Origin of the sequence: Ketobacter sp. MCCC 1A13808, from assembly GCF_009746715.1 — a bacterium.
Lineage (GTDB): Bacteria > Pseudomonadota > Gammaproteobacteria > Pseudomonadales > Ketobacteraceae > Ketobacter.
In genome coordinates, this window is sequence record NZ_VRKW01000049.1 from 1 (window position 1) to 2,476 (window position 2,476).

General features: G+C 43.3%; 3 protein-coding genes. All 3 read left to right on the top strand.

Annotated elements, in window-relative coordinates; translation table 11 throughout:
* Nucleotides 1–425: hypothetical protein (locus FT643_RS22895; RefSeq protein ID WP_232340415.1), on the top strand; the 425-nt coding region annotated here is incomplete at its 5' end.
* Nucleotides 426–519: 94 nt separating this feature from the next.
* Nucleotides 520–1,251, top strand: a complete 732-nt coding sequence (locus FT643_RS22900) for a hypothetical protein (RefSeq protein ID WP_156873719.1) — start codon at nucleotides 520–522, stop codon at nucleotides 1,249–1,251.
* A gap of 495 nt (nucleotides 1,252–1,746) precedes the next feature.
* A complete protein-coding gene (locus tag FT643_RS22905; protein ID WP_156873720.1) occupies nucleotides 1,747–2,220 on the top strand; it encodes a hypothetical protein in 474 nt (157 codons plus the stop codon).
* Nucleotides 2,221–2,476: the final 256 nt, after the last annotated feature.

A 2,476-nucleotide genomic window follows, 5' to 3' on the forward strand; every position in this document is an offset into this window, starting at 1 on the left:
TACCCAAGCAAATTATAACCATCACATGCAGTGGAGCCGCTTACGTTCCGCCGTTTTTATGCATTCGCTTTGCTCATTATTGCACAAAAACGGCTCCACTCCAGCGGCCCACTGATGTGGGAGTTAACTGTCATATGAGCTTCAGAGCAGAATTAGAGAAAAAGTGGAAGATCACTATCGCCTTATTGAGCGATGCTCGCGCAATTCTTTGCGAATGTCTGGGTGTAGGCAAGTTTATAGCTGAGTACGATGAATACCTTGATCACAACGAGCTAGAACTAGCACTTGATATGCTAGAAGAAGCAGCGCTTGAGGCAACGAGTAAACCTCCAAAAGAAATTTGGCTAAAGCTCAAAGAGGCTGCAAAATCTATGGGTTTAGAGGATCGTTGTGAATTCTACAACCAGCAAATTCAAAACAGTTAACAAGGCCAAGCAGCATCGCGCACTACGTGCGCTGGACCTCGCTTCGCTCGGCCGCTGTTGGCGGCGTTAAGTGTCAACGAGCTTCGGAGAAACAATGGAAATATTTAATAACCCATGGGTCGTGGGCATTGCTGGTGGGATACTTAGTGGGTTAGTAGTTGCTTGGATTACTCGAAAAATATTCTCTAAGCGAGATAACAGAGAATACTTTCAAAAGGTTCATGCCGCCAATCAGGAAGTTCTTTATGCAATCAGGCCTGGTATTTCGGAAGAAAAAATACCAACTGTTGAGATCATAAAGCACCTCATATCGGCTACGGCTAGAAAATACAGCGTTGAGAGTTCATCGATGCTGACTTTGAGTGAGATTTCGTCTGAGCTTATAAAGGAAGTCATGGATTCATCTTTTATATCTGCACAAACAAAGCAGGATTTTTGCGAAAAACTCTCTACTTTGAAAGAGCAGGTCTTGGCTTCAAATGAAAAATCACTATCGGTGAAGTCAGAAGCTGAAATTTCCAGCCGCTACCGTCGCCAGCTAGTTGGTGTGATGGCCGCAATGACCGGGGTAATGACAAGTGTCGCAGCGGTTGTCAGTATTAGAGGTGACGGACTTTCTCTAAGCAACCCCGAAAATACAATTTTAATTATTTTGCCTGCTGCTGTGGCCGTCACAGTTGCACTGCTTTCTACTGTATTGAGAGAGCTAGAGAAAACTAAAATGTCTAGGTTCTCTGTCAATTTTGCTGGCCTTAAGGCGGAGTTCGAATCAAAGAACAAGAGGCCTGAGGAAACACTTAACAAGAAAAATCAGGCGGACGCATAAATGCGCCGCTGTTTTTGGCGTTAGCGTTGAAAAATCAAAAGAAAGAGTGGTGCTTTGATGTTAAATTTTTGCACGTTGGTATTATGGTCCGATTGGCCTATTCCTGGGGCTCTAACATTTTGACCTGCGCACGCCGCTTGTTAGCGGAAAATTGAAATGCTCTGATGATATGGGAATTCTGGAAAGTCTTTTAGTTCCAGAGTCGTTGACAGTTTTAACCCCAAGTCGGATTTCGTGGTATCAGCACTGCGGCAATGAGTGCCGCCTGGTGGCGGATAAATTATTTGGTTCGAGCTAGTAGCAATACGGTACTATTCGATGAGGCTTTTTCGGCAAGTGCAAACGTCAGTAATGAATGTTTTGGTTCTTCTGCTAACCAGTGGCTTAACGTGGACGCATGGACGCTGCAAAATTATGTGCTTTCGCTGTCGCTCATTTCCACACATAATTTTGCAGCGTCCATGCGCCATTTAGCCTGAGCGTTAGCTGGATATCATGAACTATCTACTCTATACATCAATTTTATTGTTAGTTGGCTGTGGGCCAGGAATGTCCGACTACTCTGATCCTATAGGAGATACTGGCTATGTTTTTTCTAGAACTAGTCCAATAGGCAAAGAGATATGGCCACAAGATGATCAAAATTGCTTTAGTGCTTGTGCAGGTATAAATTCCATTGTTCTTGGGTATGATTTTAATGAATTCGTAATAGCAGCTGTAAGGCAAATAAGAAATGATTTTCATTGCGATGAAGGGCATGCGAGTGCTCAAATCACAGATGAAATAGTATTTGAGTACATTGACTTAGTGGATGGTACTTCATCGGGGCCAGTAGCACTCGAAAAAATGAAGACCATTATGATATCCGATAAGTTTAGTAATATAGATTACCAAAAACTGATGGATTCTATTAAACATAAGCAACGAGCGTTATCATTGGGACAATGTACGAACCCCAAGCTAATGTAGTTGGGTGTTTGTCTATATTTGTATTGTCCACAGCTAACAAGTTGCAGCACGCGGAACCAGCTACGGCGTACCAAAATATGGTCGCTGCGCTCTTTTACCATATTTTGGTACGCCGCAACTGGTCCGGTGTGCAAAGCGTTATAACTTTGCGAGCTGAAATATTTTTAAAACCAAGCGGTCCTACATTTACTCTAGTGCAGGCGGGGTAGGGCATTACTCCCGTTTATTCGGTCGGCTTTTTAAGTAGTGAAAAGCT

What these genes read in the sequence shown, in the direction of transcription:
- FT643_RS22905 (WP_156873720.1), top strand. Translation starts at nt 1,747, where the DNA reads ATGAACTATCTACTCTATACATCAATTTTATTGTTAGTTGGCTGTGGG.
- FT643_RS22900 (WP_156873719.1), top strand. Translation starts at nt 520, where the DNA reads ATGGAAATATTTAATAACCCATGGGTCGTGGGCATTGCTGGTGGGATA.